Here is an 18777-nt window from a genome sequence, read left to right as displayed (position 1 = left end):
GAAACTAGCAGACTCCACCCAGCTAATGGAACAGGAATCCCGTTAATGGCCGACGAGCCCTCCACGCCCGGAACCGTCCGTCCCGGCGGCCGCACCGCCCGGGTGCGTGCCGCCGTCCTGCGGGCCGCCGAGGACGCCCTGGTCGAACACGGCTTCGGCGGTCTCGACCTCGGCGACCTCGCCCAGCGGGCCGAGGTCGGCCGCACCACCGTCTACCGCCGCTGGGGCAGCACCACCGCCCTGGTCGCCGACCTGCTCGCGGACATGGCCGAGCAGTCGCTGCCGCGCGCCCGCAGCGGCTCGCTCGCCGAGGACCTCCGGGCCAACGCCCGACTGGTCCAGCAGACCCTGGCCGACCCCCGGCAGGGCGCGCTGTTCCGCGCCGTCCTCGTCGCCGCCAACGGCGATCCGGGCACCGCCGAGGCGCTGCGGCACTTCTACCGGCGCCGGGTCGAGGAGTGGGCGCCGTGCGTCACCGAGGCCGTCGAGCGCGGCGAACTCCCCGCCGGCACCGACCCGTTCGAGGTGATCCGGGCCGTCTCGGCGCCGCTCTACTACCGGATGCTCACCACCGCCGAGCCGCTCGACCGGGCCGCCGCCGACCGCGCCGCAGCGGCGGCCGAGGCCGCCGCCCGGGCGGGGGCGTACCGGCGCGCGGAGGACTGAGGAGCGAGGGGCGAGTACGCCGACGGCCTGGGGGCCGGGCCCACCGGAACCGACGAAGAGGTACGCCCCGTCACCTGATCGCCCCTCACCGGCTGCGGAGCGCGACCGGCCTTCGTAGCGTCATGGCCATGACGATTACCGCACGCGCTTCCCTACTCGCCGCCCTGACCACCGCGACCCTGGCGCTGGGTGCCACCCCCGCCCCCGCCGCCGCTACCGTCCCCTACTACCACCAGCAGCTCAGCGACGACTGCGAGGCCGCCGCACTGCGCATGGTCCTCGCCGCGCGGGACGTGACGGCCGACGACCAGCAGATCCTGGACCGGATCGGCGTCGACCGGGCACATCCCGAGTTCGGCCACTCCGGCCCGCGGTCCGGCGACCCCTACGAGGCCTTCGTCGGCGATCCCGACGGCTCGGAGACCGGCGGCACCGGCTTCGGCGTCTACTCCCCTCCCGTCGCCGAGGCCGCCCGCTCGTACGGGCTCACCGTGCTCCAGGACGGCTCGGGCATCTCGGTCCAGCAGCTCAAGGACCAGCTCGCCGCCGGCCACCCGGCGATCGTCTGGGTGGACTACCTCTGGCGGCACCTCAAGAGCACCACCTACACGGCCTACGACGGCCGGAGCGTGCTGTACGCCGGGACGGCCGAACACACCGTCGTGGTCACGGGGTTCAGCGGCGGCAAGGTGTCGGTCAACGACCCGGCCCGCGGCCGCACCACCGTCTCCGAGCAGGACTTCGCCGACGGCTACGCCACGTACGGGCACATGGCGGTGGTCATCCGCTGACCCTTGCCCCGGGAGCCGCTCGTCACCGCCGGGGGATCCGGGGCAGCCGAACACGAAACCGCCGGCCCGGAGCCAGGGCAGTAGCCCTTCCAGTGCCTCCACGCTCTGCGCCCGGTCGCCCCGCCGTCGTGCGGCGGCACGGTCGGGCCGGAGCGCGGCCGGGCCTTCGCGGTCTCGACGACCCGCTCCGCACCCGGGCGCTCGAAGTCCCGGGTGTCGACGTTCCAGCGCGGCGGGCGCATGCCGTGCGCGGCGGCGACCACCTGCCGGGCGAGGCCGGGGCCCAGTGCCCACCTCGGTGCCCACCTCGGTGCCCACCGCCCTCGCCCGCCCGCCGCGTGAGCCGCGTGAGCCGCGTGAGCCGCGTGAGCCGCGTACGAGCGTTCCGCAACAGCCCCGCCCCCGCCCCACCCCCGGAGACGCGTCCCCGCAGGTCAACCCGGATACTGGCTCACATGGCACGGCTGCTCCTGATCGAGGACGACGACTCCGTACGCGAGGCACTGGCCCTGGGCCTGCGCCGCCAGGGCCACGAGGTGCGCACGGCGGCCTCCGGCGAGGCGGGGTTGGAGGCCGCCCACCGGGAGCCGCCGGAGCTGGTGGTCCTGGACCTGATGCTGCCCGGGATCGACGGCCTGGAGGTCTGCCGGCGGCTGCGCCGGGCCGGGACCACCCCGGTGATCATGCTGACCGCGCTCGGTGACGACGTGGACACCGTGCTCGGCCTGGAGGCCGGCGCCGACGACTACGTGGTCAAGCCCGCCCAGTCCCGCGTCCTGGACGCCCGGATCCGCGCCGTCCTGCGCCGCGCGGGCGGGCCGGGCCCGGAGGCGGACCGGGAGACCCATGGCGACCTGGTGCTGGACCGCTCGGCGCTGACCGTCACCAAAGGCGGCGCCCCGCTCCCGCTGGCGCCCAGCGAACTGCGCCTGCTGCTGGAACTGGCCGCAGCCCCCGGCCGGGTCCTCAGCCGGGAGCAACTCCTGCAGTCCGTCTGGGGGCTCGGCCGCCAGGACGACATCCGCCTGGTCGACGCCGGGGTGAACCGGCTGCGCGCCAGGATCGAGGACGACCCCGCCGCGCCGCGCTACATCCAGACCGTCCGCGGCTTCGGCTACCGCTTCGGACCGCTGTGACCGCCCCCGGCCCCGCCCACGGCCCCCACCCGACGCCCGCCCACGACCCCGCCGGCGCTCCCGCCGGGCCCCCCGCCGACGCGCCCCGCCGGACCGAGGAGCCCCACCCGCCCCGGCTGCTCCGGCTGCGCCGTGCCGTCGCCGGCCTGCGCCCGCGCCTGCTGGTCGCCTTCGTGGCCGTCGCCGCCCTGAGCGCCCTGGCCACCGCCGCGCTCACCTACCGGGCCGCCACCACCTCCACCCTCGACCTCACCAAGGACACCGCCCTGGACGAACTGCGCCGCCGCGTCGACGTCCTCGCCCCGGCCCTGCCCTTCCCGCCCACCCAGGGCGAACTCGACCGGTTGGCCGGCCAGCTGTCGGGCACCGGCGGCTTCCGCGACTGGCGGGTGCTGGCCTCCTACGGCACGGCCCGCTCGGAGTGGACCCAGCCCTTCGCCGTCCCGCCGGCGCTCCAGCACACCGTCGGCAGCGGCCATGCCGCCTTCCAGCGCTTCACCGACGACGGCCACCCCTGGCTCGCCGTCGGCGTCCCCGTCAGCTACGCGAAGGGCGCCGCCTCCACCGGGCCGTCCGGGCTCACCGTCTACGCCGCCCTCCCCCTCGACCGCGAACAGGGCACCGCCGACTCCCTGCTCGCCGGCGCCGCCGGGGCCGGGGCGTTCGCCGCCGTGCTGGCCGCCGGGCTCGCCCTGCTGGCCGCCCGCCAGGTCCTGCGACCGGTCCGGGCCCTCGGCGACGCCGCCCGGGCCCTCGCCCAGGGCCGACTGGACACCCGGCTGACCGTCACCGGGCACGACGAACTCGCCCAGCTCTCCAAGACCTTCAACCACACCGCCCGCACCCTCCAGGGCACCATCGAGGAGCTGCGCGCCATCGAGTCCCAGGGCCGGCGCTTCGCCGCCGACGTCTCCCACGAACTGCGCACCCCGCTGGCCGCGATGCTCGCCGTCACCGACATCCTCGACGAGGACGCCGAGCAGCTGCCCGCCGACACCGGCACCGCCCTGCGCATGATCAGCAGCGAGACGGTACGGCTGACCCGCCTGGTCAACGACCTCATCGAGATCTCCCGCCTGGACGCCGGAGCCGCCCCGCTGCGCACCGAGGCCGTCGACGCCGCCACCGCCGTGCGCGAGACGCTCGACCTGCGCGGCTGGAGCAAGCGGGTCGACCTCGACCTGCCCGCCGCCCTGCCCGTCCGCCTGGACCCGCGCCGCTTCGACGTCATCGTCGCCAACCTGGCCGGCAACGCCCTGCGGCACGGCCGCCCGCCGGTGCGGCTGGCCCTGCGCGGCTCGGCGGACGAACTGGTGCTCACCGTCACCGACCACGGCGCGGGCATCCCGCCGGCCGACCTCCCGCACCTGTTCGACCGGTTCTACAAGGCCGACAAGTCCCGGGCGCGGTCCGAGGGCAGCGGACTGGGGCTGGCCATCGCCCAGGAGAACGCCCGGTTGCACGGCGGCCTCGTCCGGGCCGCCAACTCCCCCGACGGCGGTGCGGTGTTCACCCTCGTCCTGCCCCGCGGGCTCGACCCGGAGGAGGAGCTGTGACCGTCCGCCGCCTCGCCCGGCCGGCCGCCCTGGCCGCCGCCCTGCTGCTCGTCTGCGGCTGCTCGATCTCCACCACCGGCGCCGTCCGCAGCGGACAGCCGGCCACCGGCGTGCAGCCCGGCACCCGGCTGTACTTCCTCGACCCGCACGGCATCCGCCCCGCGATCCGCCCGACCGCGCAGCGCGAGGACCTCCAGCAGACCCTGGACACCCTGCTGGGCGGGCCCGACAAGACCGAGTACCACCAGGGCCTGTACAGCGACCTCCCGGCGAACGGCAGGGTCCAGGCCACCGCAACTCCCGGGGTGGTCACCCTGCGGCTCTCCTGGCCGGCCGCCTCGCTGTCCGCCCCCGCCATCCAACAGCTCGTCTGCACCACCGAGGACGCGCCCACCGCCGGGCCGGTGCCGAAGGTCGCCATCGTCAGCAGCGACGCCCCCTCGGCCATCCAGCAGCAGTGCGACCTGCACCGCACCGGCTGACCGCGGAGGCGTCGACGACCTGACGGTTTAGAAGAACGAGTCGTCGTCCTCGTAGTAGTTGTTGACCACCACCTGCGGCTCGTCGTCACTCAGCGCCTCGTTGAGCAGCATGCCGCCGACCAGGCCGGCCGCACCGGCGCCGATCATCGCGCCGGTGCCGAACCGGCGACCGCCCTGCTCCTGCTGGGCGGGCACCTGCGCCTGGACCGGCTGCGGGTAGCCGGCCTGCGGGTAGCCCTGCTGCGGGGTGTAGAACGGCGGGACGGTGGTCTGCACCCGCTGGGCGCAGGCGGCGCAGGTCTCGACCTGGCGCGGCACGCCCCACTGCGGCTGCCACAGCACCACGGCCGAGCCGACACCGTGGGTGGGGTCGAAGAAACACGTCACGGGTGAACTCCCTGTTGCTGGCTGGGTCTTCGGAACAGCGGGGACGGCCGGGGCCACGGCGGGCGCGGCGGGCACCGGAACCGGCGCCGCGGGCGTCGGCGCGGGCGTCGCCGCGGGCTGAAGGACGTCGACGCCGAAGTCGGTGGCGATGCCCGCGAGCCCCGCGGCATAGCCCTGCCCGACGGCCCGGAACTTCCAGTCCGCGCCGTTGCGGTAGAGCTCGCCGAACACCATGGCCGTCTCGATGCCCGCCTCCGGGGTCACCTCGTAGCGGGCCACCTCGCCGCCGCCGTCCGCGTCGACGAGCCGGACGTACGCGCCGCGCACCTGCCCGAAGGACTGCCGGCGCTGCGCCGCGTCGTAGATCGCCACCGGGAAGACGACCTTCCGCACCTCGGGCGCCACGTCCGCGAGCCGGACCTCGATCCGCTCCCGGTCCTCGCCCGCGCCGCCCGCGCCGCCCGCGCCGAGGTGGCGGACCGCGCCGTCCGGGCTCTGCAGGTTGTTGAAGAAGACGAAGTGCCGGTCCGAGAGGACCTTTCCGTTCTCCCCGCAGAGCAGCGCGCTGGCGTCCAGGTCGTACTCGGCTCCGACCGCCCAGCCGAGGCACACCCGCACGGACCGCACACCGGGCGCCTGCCGGTTCAGGGAGACGTTGCCGCCCTTCGTCAGGGCCACGCTCATGGGGTTCCTCCACGTCCGATTCCTGCTGTTCGACCACGACAACGCTGTAGAGGTCACACCGGTTCCCGCCCGGTCCGGGCCGGACCGGGCGGGATTCCGGCAGGCACGCGCCTGCCGGGCGGGCACCCTGGCGGGGTGTCGGCCCGCCGCTTATCGTCGGTGTCCATGACAAATACCCACCGTGACGCCGGGCGCACCACCGGCCGCACCGCCCGCCGCGCCGCCGCGCTGGCCACCGCCCTCGCCGGCACCCTCGCGACCCTCCTCGCCCCGGCCGCCGCCCAGGCCGCACCGGCCGACTGCCGGACCGTCACCACCGCGCCCCTGGACGCCGAACAGGCCCGGCTCCAGGACCCCCGCACCACCGCCTTCACCGAACGCTCCGGCCTCGCCGACCTGCTGCACGACTTCCCCGCCGCCCTCTGCTCCGCCCGCACCGCCCACCGCGCCGAACGGGTGGTCGACGCCTGGGGCCGCAAGCTCTGGCAGGCCGGCCTCGACCGCGCCCAGGGCCGGCGCCCCAGCGGCGAACTGCCCGCCCTGGACGACCGCCCGCTGTACTGGGCCCGGCTCGCCATGACCGTCCGGATCGCGCAGTGGCAGCCCCGGTTCCGCGTCGACCACGCCGCACTCCGGGCCCGCTTCGAGGACGCCTCGCGCGGCCTGGACGACGGCTTCTCCGCCGGATCCGGCTCCGGGCCCGGGAGCGACGTCCGGCGGATCTTCGTCAGCGGCTTCGACCCGTACGGTCTGGACACCGAACCGCGCCGCGCCAACCCGGCCGGCGCGGCCGTGCTGCAACTCCACGGCCGGCGGATCACCCTCGCCGACGGCACTACCGCCGAGGTGCGGGCCGTCGTCCTGCCGGTGCGCTACGGCGACTTCGACCACGGGATCGTGGAACGCGCCTTCGGCCCCCACCTGCGGCCGGACGGCCCGCAGTCCGCCGACCTGATCACCAGCATCAGCCAGGGCTACCCCGGCACGTTCACCCTGGAGGCCTGGGCCGGACGCGCCCGCTCCGCCGACCCGGCAACCGACAACGTCGGCGCGCTCTCCGGCGGCACCACCACCCACCCGGTCGACGCCCCCGGCCTCGCCGACGGACCGCAGTTCATCCGCACCACCCTGCCCACCGACGCCATGACGGCCGTCCAGCAGCCCTACCCGGTCCTGCTCAACACCCCCGTCACCGAGATCCCGGCGGGCGCCGCCGCCCCCGTCCAGCGCCCCGACGGCCCCACCCCCGGCTCCCGCGCCGTCGCCGGCGGCGGCGGGGGCTACCTCTCCAACGAAGTCGCCTACCGCTCCAACCGGCTGCGCCTCGACCTCGACCCCGACCTCCCCGGCGGGCACCTCCACACCCCCGTGCTCACCGGCCTCCCGGCCCAGCAGGACCGGCTCACCGCACCGGAGTTCGAGCACAACGAGGCCGCCATCGCGGACGAGGTCGGCGCCATCCTGCGCGGCGCCCGGCTCTGAGCAGACGGCCCTTGTCCGGCACCACTCCCGGCCCCTCGCCCGCCCGACCCGGCCCGCCGCAGTCGGGCAGTCCGGGTCGGGCCGGACGCGCCTACGCCGGGCGGGCGAACCGGGTGCCCGCCGCCCGGGCGCGGGAGCCGGTGATCTCCGCGTAGGCGGCGTCCCGGCCGGCCCAGTGCGAGCCCTCGACCGCCTTGCCGCGTTCCAGGGCCTTGTAGACCTGGAAGAAGTGGGTGATCTCCAGCAGGTCGAACTCGGGCAGGTCGCCGATGTCGCGGAGGTCGGCGTAGCGCGGGTCACGGGCCGGAACGCAGAGGATCTTCTGGTCCGGGCCGCGTTCGTCGCGCATCACCCACATGCCGACCGCCCGGCAGGTGAGCACGCAGCCGGGGACGGCCGGTTCGCGGCCGAGGGCCAGGGCGTCCAACGGTTCGCCGTCTCCGCTGAGGGTGCCCTCGACGTAGCCGTAGTCGGTGGGGTAGCGGGTGGCGGTGAAGAGCGTGCGGTCGAGGCGGATCCGGCCCGCCGCGAAGTCCATCACGTACTTGTTGCGCGACCCCTGGGGGGTCTCGATCATCACCTCGAACTCGGCGGGTTCCACCGCGGCCTCCTCCTCGGCTCCTCGGGCCGGTCTTCAAACCCGCTGCTGCAAGGCTGCGGCCTTGACGGCGTTCGAGCTGGCCATGGCGCCCATCCTGCCTGATCCGCCCCCCGGCGACGGCACGCACCACCCTGACGGTCAGCTGATCTCGGGGCGGGGCGATGCGGCCGACCAGATCGTTCAGGACCGAACCGACCCAGGCCGAGCGTGCGGTGCTCGAACGCCTGGCAGACTCGCGCACCGCACCGCACCGCACCGCACCGCACCGCACCGTTCGAGCAGGTGCCGCGGCCGGTTCGCCTCCCCCGACGAACCGGCCGCGGCCATCGACACCTTCGTCCTGGCCTGCGACGAACACGACGCCAAGCCCTGACACCCGAGCTACGACGGCAGCCCACTCGAAGCCGCAGGAACCTGCGACGGATCAACGCTAGGGCTGGAAGAGTACTTCCGGATTGTTCGGCGAGGGACCGTCCAGCAGCGGACTGCGGATCCCCTTCAGCGTCTGGTCGAAGAACGCCGTCACGTACTCGCGGGTGATCTCCACCCCGCGTTCCGGGGAGAGGGGCGGCGTCGGGAACCCGGCCTGCTCGTGAAGCAGGTCCAGGTCGCTGAAGCTGAAGTGGTCGGCGCCGGCCACCGTCAGCCACTTCTTGTAGCCGCCGAGGGCGGCCCAGGCCTGCCCCCACGTGGTGTCGTCGCCACCGACCGGGTGGTTCTCGGCCGTACCCAGCATGAGGAACGGCCGGTCGATCTGGCCGGGCACCGGGGCCGGCTTGAAGGCGCCGTCCATGTTCACTCCGGCCCGTACCCGCGGGTCGGCGATCATCGTGTCGGCGGCCGACGCTCCGCCGAGGGAGTGTCCGGCCATGCCGATCTCGTGCTTGTCGATGAGGTGTGCCAGGCGCCACGCGGTATTGCCGTGCGTCAACCGGTCGATCACGAAGGACACGTCCAGCGCGCGGCTGGCGGGGATGGAGTCGATCCGCGCCCGGTCACCGCAGATCGCGCACGGCGTCGTCCGGCCGTCCGCCAGCGTCTCGCCGCTGTCCTCGTAGGTGTCGCCGACGAGCGCGACGACGTAGCCGTGACTGGCCAGGTCGGTCGCGAGCGAGGTGAGCGTCATGCGCGGGTCCTCGTACGCGGGTGAGAGGACCACCAGCGGATACTTGCCGCGCTGCGGCCGCGCGCCGTCGAAGGCGTGCGTGGTGACGCCGGCAAGGGTCTGCGGGGTGACGCCGGAGCTCGCCGGCAAGTTCTGCCGCTGGACGATTCCGGCTGCCTCGCCGAGGGTCATGTAAGGGGCCGGGGTCCCGGTCCCGGGGACGGCCGGGTAGACCATCGTGACGGCCAGTTGGCGGGGACCGGACGACGGCACCCACGGGTCGGGACGGCTCGCGTCGGTGAGGTGGATGACGTCCTCGCCGGCGGCGTAGGGGCCGGTCGGCGCGGGGAGCGCGCCTTGGAAGGACCGCGCGGTGGCCGTGGCCGTGGCGGGTGCGGTGCCGAACGCGTGCGCGGCCACCGGTGGGGCCGACGGTTCGGTCGTGGCGGCGAACCCGGTGCCGGTTCCGGCGACGAGGGCGGCGAGCGCCAGCACCGCGACAGCGCCGATACGGCGACTGCGTTTCACGGGGCCGACGGAGCTGCTGCCGGGGGCGCCCCGGTGGCCGGTGCTCGACGGCACCGCGAGGTCCACCGCGCCGTCGCCGGTCGTCATGGTGCACCGTCGGGCGGTGCGGTGTGAGGTATTGATCGTTCCACTCCTCGTTCTCGGGAAGGCCGGTGGCCTTCACCGGTGGTTGGCGGTGGCGCTGCGGGGCGGCGCACCTGCGCGGCCCGCACCGACCATCTGCCGTCCAGCCAACCGCAGTTCGGCCGGGGCGGACACATGGCCAGCCCACCGGACCGGGGTAGGGATAACCCACCTGTCGGTCCCGGCCGTCGTTGTCGGGCGGGGTGGTGGTGCCGGTGGTGCCGGCCGGGGTAGCGGCCCGGGGCTGCGCGGCGGCGCCGACTCCGGAAGCGATGGCGGGCGTGACGAGGGCGACGGTGAACCCTCGAAGGGTCAACGCGGCGCCGCACCGGGGCGGTTGTCCGCGGTCCGGGCCCCGTGGGCACCCGTCGGAACGCCCTCCGCCGCCCGGCCCCAGCCGATAGCATCCGGCCCATGGGGAGCTGGCAGGTCACCGTCCTGGACCACCGTCACGAGCCCGGCGGACGCCCGCAGGGGCGCCCGGCGGAGCCGCTGGCGCGGCGGGACGGCTGGGAGGTGCACGGCGGGAACGGCTGGCTCAGCTGGGTCGGCCCGGACGGCGGGGTCCGCTGGCGCCGGCCCTGCCCGGGGCGGCCGAACGCGGCACACCTGTCCGCCGACCGGGTGCTGGTCACCACCGACTCCTTCGAGTACACGGCCTGGGGCCACCTGGGCCCGGCCCTGCTACTGGACCTCGCCACCGGCTCCCTGGTCGCCGAACTGCGCGGCGAGCGCGGCGCGGCGCTCGGCGACGACGGCCGGTTCGTGCTCGGGCTGGAGGGCTACGGCGCCTTCCACACCCGGGCGCACGCCCGGGACGGCGCCGTCACCGACAGCTGGCCCAGCTACGGCCACTACGTGGTCGACGGCGGGCTGCGCGTCGTCGAGGCGGACCGCCGGAACCCCACCGGCAGCCGGGTGGTGCGGCTGCTGCCCGGCGGGGTGGTCGAGCGCGGCCCGCGGCTCTCCGACGCCCAGGCCCCCGCGCCGCTGGTGCTGCCCGACGGCACCCTGCTGGTGCTGGACGCGGGGGTGCTGCGCGCCGTCGGGCGGGAGCTGGACGACGCGGTGCTCGCAGAACTGCTCCCGCTCGCGCCGGACCAGCGGCACCGCTTCACCGGCGCGCTGCGCCGGACGGCCGAGGGCCTGACCGCGACGCTGGTTGAGCGCCATCCGACCCGGATGGGCCGCTACCACCACCACGTCTGGACCCTCGGCCTGCACACGCCGTAGCCGGCGCTGCAACTGCCTTCGCGCTACCGGCAGTTGCCGCACCAGGCCCGGCTCATCGGACGGTCGCCCTCCAAGGGCCGTCCTCGGGGTGCGCCTCGGTGTCCGTCCCCGGCCAGGGCGGCATGGTGACGGCGGTGATCCGCAGCCCGTCGCCGTCCGGGTCGGCCCGGAACTGGAAGGCCGTGCCCAGCGGGATCGACACGGCCGTGCCGGGGTCGAGCCGGTGCACCTCCTCCCGGCCGTCCTGACGCCGCCACAACTCGCCGCCGCCGCCGGTGACCTGCCACAGCTCCTGCACGGTGGCGTGCGACACCGCGTGGGTGACCTGCCCGGGGGCGAGCTCGAAGACGGCTAGGCTGCCGAGCCCGTCCAGGACCAGCAGCGGGCGGACCACGGCGCCGTCCGGGGCGGTCACCACGGGGGCGTCGGCGGCCTCGGCGCTCTCGAACGCCTGGTGCCGTGCTGAGACGGACTGCTGCACTGACTGATCGTTCATCCGACGACCCGGCCTCTCTCGTACGACGGAGTTCCCGGGATCGTCCCCCGTCGCCGATCGGACCACGCCCACCGCTTGGGCCCGCCTTCGGCACCGGCCGACGTCCGACCTCGGGACGCCCGCGCAGCCGCTACCCCGGGACGCCCCCGAACTCGCGCACGGCGTCGGTGACGATCGCCTCCAGCCGGGCGTGGTGGGCGCCGCGCCAGTAGGCCTGGCCGCACTCCGTGCACTGGGCGAAGGCGTCGTAGGAGCGCTCGGTGCCGTCGTGGAGCTGCTCGCGCACGGTGGTCTTGCTCACCGTGCGCAGGGTGCCGTTGCAGGTGGTGCAGCGGCTCCAGGGGGCGAGCGGCGGGGCGAAGCGGGAGAGCACGTCGCGCAGCTGCTCGGCGGGGCGGTGGCTGTAGACGTAGGCGCCGGCCCACAGCTCGCGGCGGCGCAGCAGGCCGCGGTCGCGGGAGAGCATGATGCGCTGCTCGGCGGCGGAGCGGGCGGCCAGCGCGGCGTCGCCGATGTCCGGGTTCTCGTACGCGGCGTCGAGGCCGAGCAGGCGCATCCGGCGGGCGAGGGTGCCGAGGTGGACGTCCAGCAGGAAGCGCGGCGCGGCGGGCGAGGGCTGCGGCCGGGCCACCGCCTCCACGCTGACGTGCTCGTCCTCGGCCGGGACGTACGAGTCGGGCACCGGCCGGCCGTCCACCCGCAGGGTGCCGACCTCGGTGAGCGGGACACCCAGGGACTCGACAACGTGGCCGAGGCTGGAGGAGCCGTCGGTACGCAGCGCGGTGCGGCCGGCCCGCCGGGGCGCGGAGACGAAGAGGTGCAGCTCGGGGGCGAAGTCGAGCCAGATCTGGGGTCTTTCCACGCGGCCAGCATGCCAGCGGACGGCGGGCCGGGGCCACCGGTTTGCCCGGCCCCGCCCTGGGCCCGTCCGGCGGACAGGCCCGGACTCGCCCTACGAGGCGGCCGCCGCCGCTGCCAGCGGCGCCCGGTCGCGAGCCGCCCAGCGGGCCACCGGGCCCATCGCGTACCCGGCGGCGAGGAACACCGCGCCCAGCACCAGCCAGCCGGCGAGCCCGCCGTCCAGCAGAAGGGCGGTGAGCAGCAGCGGTCCGAGGGTGCGGGCGACGGCCACGCCGGTGCCGAAGAAGCCCTGGTACTGGCCGATCCGCTCGGGCGGCGCGAGGTCGAAGCCGAGCTGCCAGGAGCCGGCCGACTGGCGCATCTCGCCGGCGACCTGGAGGACGGCCGAGGCCACCAGCAGGGCGGCGAAGGCCCACAGCGGGACGTCCAGCACGGACAGCCCGCAGACCACGCAGGAGGCGAGCAGCAGCACTCCGGACGAGCGCACCGCCCGGACGGCGGAGTCCAGTCCGCTGACGTCGCGCGCCGCCCGGACCTGGAAGGCCAGTACGGCCAGGGTGTTGAGCACGAACAGTACCGAGCCGAGCCAGCCGAGGCCGGGGGCGCGTTGGGCGATCCACAGCGGCAGGATCAGGCTGAGCATCGGCATCCGCAGCAGCAGCACCGTGTTGACCAGGGTGACGGCGGCGTAGCGGCGGTCCCGCAGCACGGCCAGGCGTGGGCCGGTGCCCGACTCCCTTGGCGCGGGCGGGACTTCCGGCAGCCCTCGGAGGACGAGGGCGCCGGCCAGGAAGCCGAGCGCGGTGACGGCGAAGGCGCCGAGGTAGGCCGTCCGGGTGCCAACGGTGAGCGCGATGCCGCCGATGGCGGCGCCAACGGCGAGTCCGCCGTTGAGGGTTGACTGCAGGTGGGCGAGCAGTCCGGTGCGTTCGGCGGGCGGCACCAGGCCCGCGACGAGCGCCTGCCGGGCGGCGGTGAGGCCGGACTGCGCGGTGGCGTAGAGGCAGACGGCGAGCAGGAAGGGGGCGTACGAGCGGACCACCAGGAGGACGGCGACCACGGCGGCGGTGGCGAGCGCGAGCGTCACGGCGGTGCGGCGCGGGCCGCGGCGGTCGGCGAGGTGGCCGAGCGGCACGCCCGCCAGCGAGCCGAGCGCCCAGGCCACCGCGAGGCCCAGACCGAGGGCGGTCGGCGACATGCCGACGACCCGGGTGAAGTAGAGCGCGGAGCAGGTGTAGTAGGCGCCGTCGCCCACCGCGCTCGCCAACTGGGCTGCGGCGAGGGTGCGCTGGGGGCCGGCGGGGGGCAGCAGGGCGAGCCGGGCGGCGCTCTGGTTCGGCACGTGTCTCCTGTCGGACTGCGGACTGCGGACTGCGGACTGCGATTCGGGACGGCGGACTGCGGACGGGCGGCGCGCGGGCCACCCGTTCACAACCGCTCGGGGCGGTCCGTGGTGGGGCAGCGCCCAGCCTAGGGAAGAAGTGGACCATCCGACAGATCCATTGATCTTGCATCCACCTGGGCCACTTCCACACCGCTCCCCACCACCCACGGCACCACCCACCGCGCCACCGGGCGCACCGCCGGGCGAGCCGTGAACTCCCGTACGACTGCTGTCCGTTGGCCCGTCGACCGGATCCAGCGCAGTCCGACGCCGCCCCCGCCCGCCCGGCCGAAGCGCCGTCCGTACCCGCTCGGACTCCCCCGCCGGAAGCGAACCGGACACCTCCACCAGCCGACCGGAGGGCCAAGATTGACCGTGTTGACCCGTCAGTAGCGCCCTCCTATGCTCGACGGCGTTCGCGATCCGGCTCCGGGGCCGGGGCCGTCCGTGCCCGCCCGATCCGGCGCCGTCCCCGGTTCGAAGGGTTTCCTCCCATCAGCACCTCCATCGCGCCCTCGGACACCGCCGACCACCCGGACGAGCCGGCCCGCCCCGCCGACGACGACACCGGCCGCCGCCGCTTCCTCACCTACCTGCTGGCCGCTCCCACCCTCACCGTCGCCGCCCGGCTCGGCCTCGACGCCGCCGCACCCGCCACCGCCCGGGCCGCCGTCCGCACCGCCGAGGCCGCCGAGGCCACCCGGGGCGCCTCCGCGCCCCCGCAACTGCTCGGCCTGCCCGGCATCCCCGACGTCCTCGACCTCGGCGACGCGATGATCCTCGCCGGGCTGCCGACCTCCCACCTGCTGGTGCTCGAAATCACCCCCGCCGGGCGTGCCGCGCTGTACCTGCCCCGACTGGAGGTCGGCCAGGGCCTGACCACCGCGATCGCCATGCTGGTCGCCGACGAACTCGACGCCGAACTCACCGACGTGGACGTGCCGCTCTCCGACGGCCGCCCCGAACTGCTCTTCAACCAGCTGACCGGCGGCTCCAACTCGGTGCGCTCGCTGTACGACCCGGTGCGCGCCGCGGCCGCCGCCGCCCGCGCCCGGCTGATCACGGCCGCGGCCCACCGCTGGAACGTTCCCGCGGGCGGCCTGCGCACCGCCGGCTCAGCGGTGCTCGCCCCCGACGGCCGCCGGCTCGGCTTCGGCGAACTCGCCGCCGACGCCGCCGCCGTGATCGTGCCCGCCGTGCCCGCCACCCCCAAGCCGGCCGACCAGCGCCATCTGGTCGGCCGGCCCACCGGCCGGATCGACGCCCGCGACATCGTCACCGGACGCGCCGAGTACGCCGGGGACCTCCGGATCCCGGGCGCCGCGCCCACCGTCGTCGCCCGCCCGACCACCGTCAACGGCACCCTCAAGTCGCTGGACGCCTCGGTCGCCCGCGCCATGCCCGGTGTGCTCGCCGTGGTGCAGGTCCCCACCGGCGTCGCCGTCCTCGCCGAGACCTTCGACCAGGCGCTCAAGGCCCGCGACGCGCTGCGCACCACCTGGAACCCCGGCCCGGTCGCCGACCTCTCCACCGCCGACGTCCAGGCCCGGCTGCGCGCCGCCCACGCGCCGTTCCTGCTGCCGCCGCTGCTCACCCCGTACCTGGACGGCGAGTTCGACTTCGCGTTCGTCAACCACGCCCCGATGGAGGTGCTGACGGCCGTCGCCGACGTCCGGCCCGGCCGCGCCGAGCTGTGGTTCGCCGCGCAGAGCCCGGTCATCGCCCAGCAGACCATCGCCGCCGAACTCGGCCTGCCGCAGAACGCCGTCACCGTCCACGTGGTGCGCGGCGGCGGCTCCTTCGGGCGCCGGCTGTTCTTCGACGCCGCCCTGGAGGCCGCCCAGATCTCCGGAGCCGCCGGGCGCCCGGTCAAGCTGATGTGGACCCGCAACGACGACATGCGCCACGGCCGGATGCGCCCCGCCAGCCACCACCGCATCCGCGCCACCTACGGCCTCGGCCGGATCCTCACCTGGGAGCACCGCGCGGCCACCGTCCGCACCGACCTCTCGCACGGCCTGGGCGAGGCCCTCACCGGCGCCGGGTTCAACCTCTCCGTCGCCGGGATCAGCCTCGCCCAGGCCTTCTTCCTGCTCACCGAGAAGAACCCGTACGACGTCGGCATCCCCACCCAGCTGCTCGCCGAGGTGCCGCTGCAGGTGCACACCGGCAGCTGGCGCTCCGTCTACTCGGGCATGGTGCGGGTCGCCGACGAGATCATGATGGACGAACTGGCCCGCCGGATGGGCCAGGACGAGGTCGCCTTCCGCCGCGCCCGGGTGCGCGACGCCGCCGGGCGGGCCCTGCTCGACACCGTCGCCAAGGCCGGGAACTGGGGCCGCCAGATGCCCGACGGCCAGGCCCAGGGTGTCGGCTACCACGACGAGAACGGCGGCCGGGTCGCCTATCTGGTCGAGCTCGACGCCACCGACCGCGCCAACCCCCGGGTCACCAAGGCCGTCATCGCCGCCGACGTCGGCCAGGTGATCAACCCCCGTGGTCTGGAGGCCCAGTTGACCGGCGCCCTGATCGACGGCATCTCGGTCATCCTGCAGGCCGGCAACCATCTGGACAACGGCGCCTTCCGGGAGGGGAGTTACGCCGACTTCCGCTACGCCCGGCAGCGCAACAGCCCACCGACGGTCGAGATCCACCTCATGCCGCCCAGCGGATCCCCCGGCGGCGCGGGCGAGTTGGGCGTCCCGGCCGCCTCCGCCGCGGTCGCCAACGCCTACGCCCGCGCCACCGGCACCAGCCCGCGCTCCTTCCCGATCGACTTCTGAGGACATCGACTCCCCATGCCCACCCACACCTTCGTCCTCAACGGGCAGCCCGTCAGCGTCGACGCCCCGGACGACATGCCGCTGCTCTGGGTGCTCCGCGACAAGCTCGGCGTCACCGGCCCCAAGTACGGCTGCGGGGTGGGCGTCTGCCGGGCCTGCACCAGCCACCTCGACGGCCAGGAGTTCCAGCCCTGCACCCGCGCCGTCAAGGACTGCGGGGGCCGCACCGTCACCACCATCGAGGGCCTCGCCGACGGCGACACCCTGCACCCCGTGCAGGAGGCCTGGATCGACTGCGACGTCGCCCAGTGCGGCTTCTGCCAGCCCGGCCAGATCATGACGGCCGTCGCCCTGCTGCGCCGCACCCCCGCGCCGACGGACGCTGACATCGACCAGATCCAGAACATCTGCCGCTGCGGCAGCTACCCGCGCATCCGCGAGGCGATCAAGCGCGCGGCGGCGACCCGGGCGGCGCACTGACGCGGCTGTGCCCCACCCGTCCGCCGGGCGGGGCACAGCCGGGTCAACCGACCGTCAGCACGCGCGCAGGCCGTTGTGGAAGTACCAGTTGCCGTCGGTGTAGGCGCCGTAGGTGTACGCCGTTCCGAAGAAGTTGCCGTTGGTGCCACCGATCTGGTACCAGACGTTGCCCTGGTTGTTGATGTCCTCGCCCCGGGTCCAGCACTCGATGTAGATGTCGTCCGAGGACCACGAGTACGAGTACACGTCGGCGGCGACCTTGGCCGACCAGGAGTTCGGCTGCGAGTAGACGCCCACGCCGTGGCCGCTGGCGTGGTACTGGAGGTAGTACCAGCCGTCGGCGGACGCGCTGCCGGCCGAGATGCCCACCGCGCCGGCCGCCAGTGCCAGCACGGCCGCCGTGGCCGCCCCGCGCCGCCCGATCTTCTTCATGATGTTCTTGACCATGAGGGTCCTCCTGTCCGGCCGGACGCCTGGTCCGGCCGATCCGTTGCCAACCCCGTCGACCTCGACGGCGGAGCCAGCTGACCCGATCACCGGCACTGTTCGGTACCGCCTGACAGGAACTGACAACAGCTGACACGTCCGCCGAACACGCCTGCCGAACACGCCTTCCGCCGACCGGAGTCGACGAATCGCCCCTTCGCCGCCGTCACCCATCGCTATGATCCGTACGCGACAAGCAAGCAGCGGCACCGAAGGATCTGACAGCTGACAACAGGGGGCCGTCATGGCGGAACACCAGCAGGAGCCGCGAGCCACGCGAAAACCGCCGACCGCCGCCGAGAACTTCGCCGGTCAGCTGCGCACCCTCCGACTGGACGCCGGCCAGCCCTCGTTCCGCACCATGGCCAAGGCCGTCGGCTCGATCTCCCACACCACGCTCTACGAGGCCGCCTCCGGCTCCCGGCTCCCCTCCTGGCCCACCACCCGGGCCTTCGTCAGCGCGTGCGGCGGGGACGAGGAGGAGTGGCACCGCCGCTGGCGGGCCGCCGTCAAGGGGGAAGCACCCGCCGAACTCGTCATTCCGGCGCCGCCGGCCGCCCCCGCGCCGCCGGATCCGACACCGGTCCCGGTCCCGGCACCGGTCCCGACTCCGTCCGGGGCCGTACTGATCGCCCCGCCCGCCGCGCCGGCCCGGCCGCCGCGCACCCGGCTCTGGACCCACGCGCTCAGCCTGCTCCTAGGGCTGGCGCTCGGTGTCCTCGGCACCCTCGGCCTGCTCGCCGACCGCGCACCCGCTGCCCGGTCCCCAGCCCCAGCCGGCGCCCAGTCCGCCGCGCACGACTGCCCGAGCACCGACCCCGACCTCCCCGCCCCCGGCGAACACCCGACGCCGGGCCCGACCGGCCCCGGAACGCCGCCCCCCGCCTGGGTCGCCCGGACGGCCTTCGGCCAACAGGCCGCCACCAGCACGGACTTCGCCCTGCCGGTGCTGGCCCCGGTCGCCCGCGGGGACGCCCTGGTGGTTTCCGTACTGCTGACCGGCACCTGCCCCGGACCGGTCACGGTCACCGACAGCCACGGCGACCGCTTCCAGCTCCTCGGCGACGTCACCGACGCACTGCGCCACCGCGTCCTGGTGCTCGCCGCCTTCGACGCCGCCGCCCTCACCACCGCCGACTCGATCCGCGCCAGCTATCCGCGCTCCGAGGACTTCCACGTCGCCGTGGACGAGTTCCGGGGCGTCAGCACCCTCCGCGCCTTCTCCCCCGCCTCCGGAGACGCCGGCGGGTCCGCCTTCACCACCGCCGGCAGCTCCGGCTGCGAACCCGGCGACCTCCTGGTGGGCGCGGTCGGCAGCAACGGCGGCACCGCCCCCGAGTTCGCCGCCGGCTGGACCGCGCTGCCCGTCCTCCAGCTCTCCCCCGACCGCCTCACCACCGCCCACCGGATCGCCACCGGCACCGATGCCGATGCCACCCACTGCACCGCCACCGGCCGCACCACCGCCCAGTGGGACGCCGTCCTCGTCGTCCTCCGCTGAGTGCCCACCCCA

Annotated in this window: 18 protein-coding genes; 11 read left to right on the top strand and 7 right to left on the bottom strand. The window is 75.0% G+C overall.

The window, feature by feature from the left end:
* Positions 1 to 45 precede the first annotated feature (45 nt).
* The 5 genes from ACZ7BZ_RS26380 to ACZ7BZ_RS26360 all read left to right on the top strand — a co-directional run bounded on the left by ACZ7BZ_RS26380 (position 46) and on the right by ACZ7BZ_RS26360 (position 4631).
* Positions 46 to 666, top strand: a complete 621-nt coding sequence (locus tag ACZ7BZ_RS26380; protein ID WP_470360460.1) for a TetR/AcrR family transcriptional regulator — start codon at positions 46 to 48, stop codon at positions 664 to 666.
* A gap of 128 nt (positions 667 to 794) precedes the next feature.
* Positions 795 to 1457: a C39 family peptidase gene (locus ACZ7BZ_RS26375; protein ID WP_470360459.1), complete on the top strand. Its 663-nt coding sequence runs from the start codon at positions 795 to 797 to the stop codon at positions 1455 to 1457.
* A gap of 455 nt (positions 1458 to 1912) precedes the next feature.
* Positions 1913 to 2593 (top strand): response regulator, encoded by a 681-nt coding sequence (locus tag ACZ7BZ_RS26370; RefSeq protein WP_470360458.1) that lies wholly within the window; start codon positions 1913 to 1915, stop codon positions 2591 to 2593.
* The gene (locus ACZ7BZ_RS26365; RefSeq protein ID WP_470360457.1) at positions 2590 to 4149 is read left to right on the top strand and encodes a sensor histidine kinase; all 1560 of its coding nucleotides are present in this window, start codon (positions 2590 to 2592) and stop codon (positions 4147 to 4149) included. Before ACZ7BZ_RS26370 ends, ACZ7BZ_RS26365 begins: the two co-directional genes overlap by 4 nt.
* Entirely contained in the window at positions 4146 to 4631 is a 486-nt protein-coding gene (locus ACZ7BZ_RS26360) for a GerMN domain-containing protein (RefSeq protein ID WP_470360456.1), read from the top strand. Before ACZ7BZ_RS26365 ends, ACZ7BZ_RS26360 begins: the two co-directional genes overlap by 4 nt.
* 27 nt (positions 4632 to 4658) lie before the next feature.
* Here ACZ7BZ_RS26360 and ACZ7BZ_RS26355 read toward each other — a convergent pair whose 3' ends face one another.
* Positions 4659 to 5702: a TerD family protein gene (locus tag ACZ7BZ_RS26355; RefSeq protein ID WP_470360455.1), complete on the bottom strand. Its 1044-nt coding sequence runs from the start codon at positions 5700 to 5702 to the stop codon at positions 4659 to 4661.
* Positions 5703 to 5867: 165 nt separating this feature from the next.
* Here ACZ7BZ_RS26355 and ACZ7BZ_RS26350 point away from each other — a divergent pair, with 165 nt between their 5' ends.
* Positions 5868 to 7184, top strand: a complete 1317-nt coding sequence (locus ACZ7BZ_RS26350) for a pyroglutamyl-peptidase I (RefSeq protein ID WP_470360454.1) — start codon at positions 5868 to 5870, stop codon at positions 7182 to 7184.
* 91 nt (positions 7185 to 7275) lie between these two features.
* Here ACZ7BZ_RS26350 and ACZ7BZ_RS26345 read toward each other — a convergent pair whose 3' ends face one another.
* A complete protein-coding gene (locus tag ACZ7BZ_RS26345; RefSeq protein WP_380453151.1) occupies positions 7276 to 7761 on the bottom strand; it encodes an inorganic diphosphatase in 486 nt (161 codons plus the stop codon).
* Between the two features lie 85 nt (positions 7762 to 7846).
* On the opposite strand from ACZ7BZ_RS26345, the gene ACZ7BZ_RS26340 reads away from it, so the two are divergent.
* The gene (locus ACZ7BZ_RS26340) at positions 7847 to 8158 is read left to right on the top strand and encodes a hypothetical protein (RefSeq protein WP_470360453.1); all 312 of its coding nucleotides are present in this window, start codon (positions 7847 to 7849) and stop codon (positions 8156 to 8158) included.
* Between the two features lie 57 nt (positions 8159 to 8215).
* On the opposite strand, the gene ACZ7BZ_RS26335 is transcribed toward ACZ7BZ_RS26340, so the two are convergent.
* Entirely contained in the window at positions 8216 to 9505 is a 1290-nt protein-coding gene (locus ACZ7BZ_RS26335; protein ID WP_470360452.1) for an alpha/beta hydrolase family protein, read from the bottom strand.
* Between the two features lie 450 nt (positions 9506 to 9955).
* Here ACZ7BZ_RS26335 and ACZ7BZ_RS26330 point away from each other — a divergent pair, with 450 nt between their 5' ends.
* Positions 9956 to 10774, top strand: coding sequence for a hypothetical protein (locus ACZ7BZ_RS26330; protein ID WP_470360451.1), 819 nt, complete (start codon positions 9956 to 9958; stop codon positions 10772 to 10774).
* Between the two features lie 52 nt (positions 10775 to 10826).
* Here ACZ7BZ_RS26330 and ACZ7BZ_RS26325 read toward each other — a convergent pair whose 3' ends face one another.
* The 3 genes from ACZ7BZ_RS26325 to ACZ7BZ_RS26315 all read right to left on the bottom strand — a co-directional run bounded on the left by ACZ7BZ_RS26325 (position 10827) and on the right by ACZ7BZ_RS26315 (position 13473).
* Positions 10827 to 11270 carry a cupin domain-containing protein gene (locus ACZ7BZ_RS26325; protein ID WP_470360450.1) on the bottom strand — a complete coding sequence of 148 codons (444 nt, stop codon included), beginning with the start codon at positions 11268 to 11270 and terminating at the stop codon, positions 10827 to 10829.
* Positions 11271 to 11400: 130 nt separating this feature from the next.
* The gene (locus ACZ7BZ_RS26320) at positions 11401 to 12132 is read right to left on the bottom strand and encodes a Mut7-C RNAse domain-containing protein (RefSeq protein ID WP_470360449.1); all 732 of its coding nucleotides are present in this window, start codon (positions 12130 to 12132) and stop codon (positions 11401 to 11403) included.
* Between the two features lie 90 nt (positions 12133 to 12222).
* Entirely contained in the window at positions 12223 to 13473 is a 1251-nt protein-coding gene (locus ACZ7BZ_RS26315; protein ID WP_465746504.1) for an MFS transporter, read from the bottom strand.
* Between the two features lie 278 nt (positions 13474 to 13751).
* Between ACZ7BZ_RS26315 and ACZ7BZ_RS26310 the strand changes: the two genes are divergently transcribed.
* Positions 13752 to 16298 (top strand): xanthine dehydrogenase family protein molybdopterin-binding subunit, encoded by a 2547-nt coding sequence (locus ACZ7BZ_RS26310; protein ID WP_470360448.1) that lies wholly within the window; start codon positions 13752 to 13754, stop codon positions 16296 to 16298.
* 15 nt (positions 16299 to 16313) lie between these two features.
* Positions 16314 to 16778 carry a (2Fe-2S)-binding protein gene (locus tag ACZ7BZ_RS26305; protein WP_470360447.1) on the top strand — a complete coding sequence of 155 codons (465 nt, stop codon included), beginning with the start codon at positions 16314 to 16316 and terminating at the stop codon, positions 16776 to 16778.
* 54 nt (positions 16779 to 16832) lie between these two features.
* Here ACZ7BZ_RS26305 and ACZ7BZ_RS26300 read toward each other — a convergent pair whose 3' ends face one another.
* The gene (locus ACZ7BZ_RS26300) at positions 16833 to 17225 is read right to left on the bottom strand and encodes a hypothetical protein (RefSeq protein WP_470360446.1); all 393 of its coding nucleotides are present in this window, start codon (positions 17223 to 17225) and stop codon (positions 16833 to 16835) included.
* Between the two features lie 283 nt (positions 17226 to 17508).
* Here ACZ7BZ_RS26300 and ACZ7BZ_RS26295 point away from each other — a divergent pair, with 283 nt between their 5' ends.
* Entirely contained in the window at positions 17509 to 18765 is a 1257-nt protein-coding gene (locus tag ACZ7BZ_RS26295; protein WP_470360445.1) for a helix-turn-helix domain-containing protein, read from the top strand.
* Positions 18766 to 18777: the final 12 nt, after the last annotated feature.

The organism is Kitasatospora sp. NPDC036934 (assembly GCF_055608425.1).
Note: the sequence above shows the minus strand (reverse complement) of the source record. Positions and strands in the feature narration are given on the sequence as shown.

Bases quoted from the DNA above. Each gene is read 5' to 3' on its own strand.
- ACZ7BZ_RS26345 (WP_380453151.1), bottom strand. From the start codon at position 7,761: ATGATCGAGACCCCCCAGGGGTCGCGCAACAAGTACGTGATGGACTTC.
- ACZ7BZ_RS26305 (WP_470360447.1), top strand. From the start codon at position 16,314: ATGCCCACCCACACCTTCGTCCTCAACGGGCAGCCCGTCAGCGTCGAC.
- ACZ7BZ_RS26375 (WP_470360459.1), top strand. From the start codon at position 795: ATGACGATTACCGCACGCGCTTCCCTACTCGCCGCCCTGACCACCGCG.
- ACZ7BZ_RS26300 (WP_470360446.1), bottom strand. From the start codon at position 17,225: ATGGTCAAGAACATCATGAAGAAGATCGGGCGGCGCGGGGCGGCCACG.
- ACZ7BZ_RS26335 (WP_470360452.1), bottom strand. From the start codon at position 9,505: ATGACGACCGGCGACGGCGCGGTGGACCTCGCGGTGCCGTCGAGCACC.
- ACZ7BZ_RS26325 (WP_470360450.1), bottom strand. From the start codon at position 11,270: ATGAACGATCAGTCAGTGCAGCAGTCCGTCTCAGCACGGCACCAGGCG.
- ACZ7BZ_RS26380 (WP_470360460.1), top strand. From the start codon at position 46: ATGGCCGACGAGCCCTCCACGCCCGGAACCGTCCGTCCCGGCGGCCGC.
- ACZ7BZ_RS26330 (WP_470360451.1), top strand. From the start codon at position 9,956: ATGGGGAGCTGGCAGGTCACCGTCCTGGACCACCGTCACGAGCCCGGC.
- ACZ7BZ_RS26295 (WP_470360445.1), top strand. From the start codon at position 17,509: ATGGCGGAACACCAGCAGGAGCCGCGAGCCACGCGAAAACCGCCGACC.
- ACZ7BZ_RS26350 (WP_470360454.1), top strand. From the start codon at position 5,868: ATGACAAATACCCACCGTGACGCCGGGCGCACCACCGGCCGCACCGCC.
- ACZ7BZ_RS26370 (WP_470360458.1), top strand. From the start codon at position 1,913: ATGGCACGGCTGCTCCTGATCGAGGACGACGACTCCGTACGCGAGGCA.
- ACZ7BZ_RS26355 (WP_470360455.1), bottom strand. From the start codon at position 5,702: ATGAGCGTGGCCCTGACGAAGGGCGGCAACGTCTCCCTGAACCGGCAG.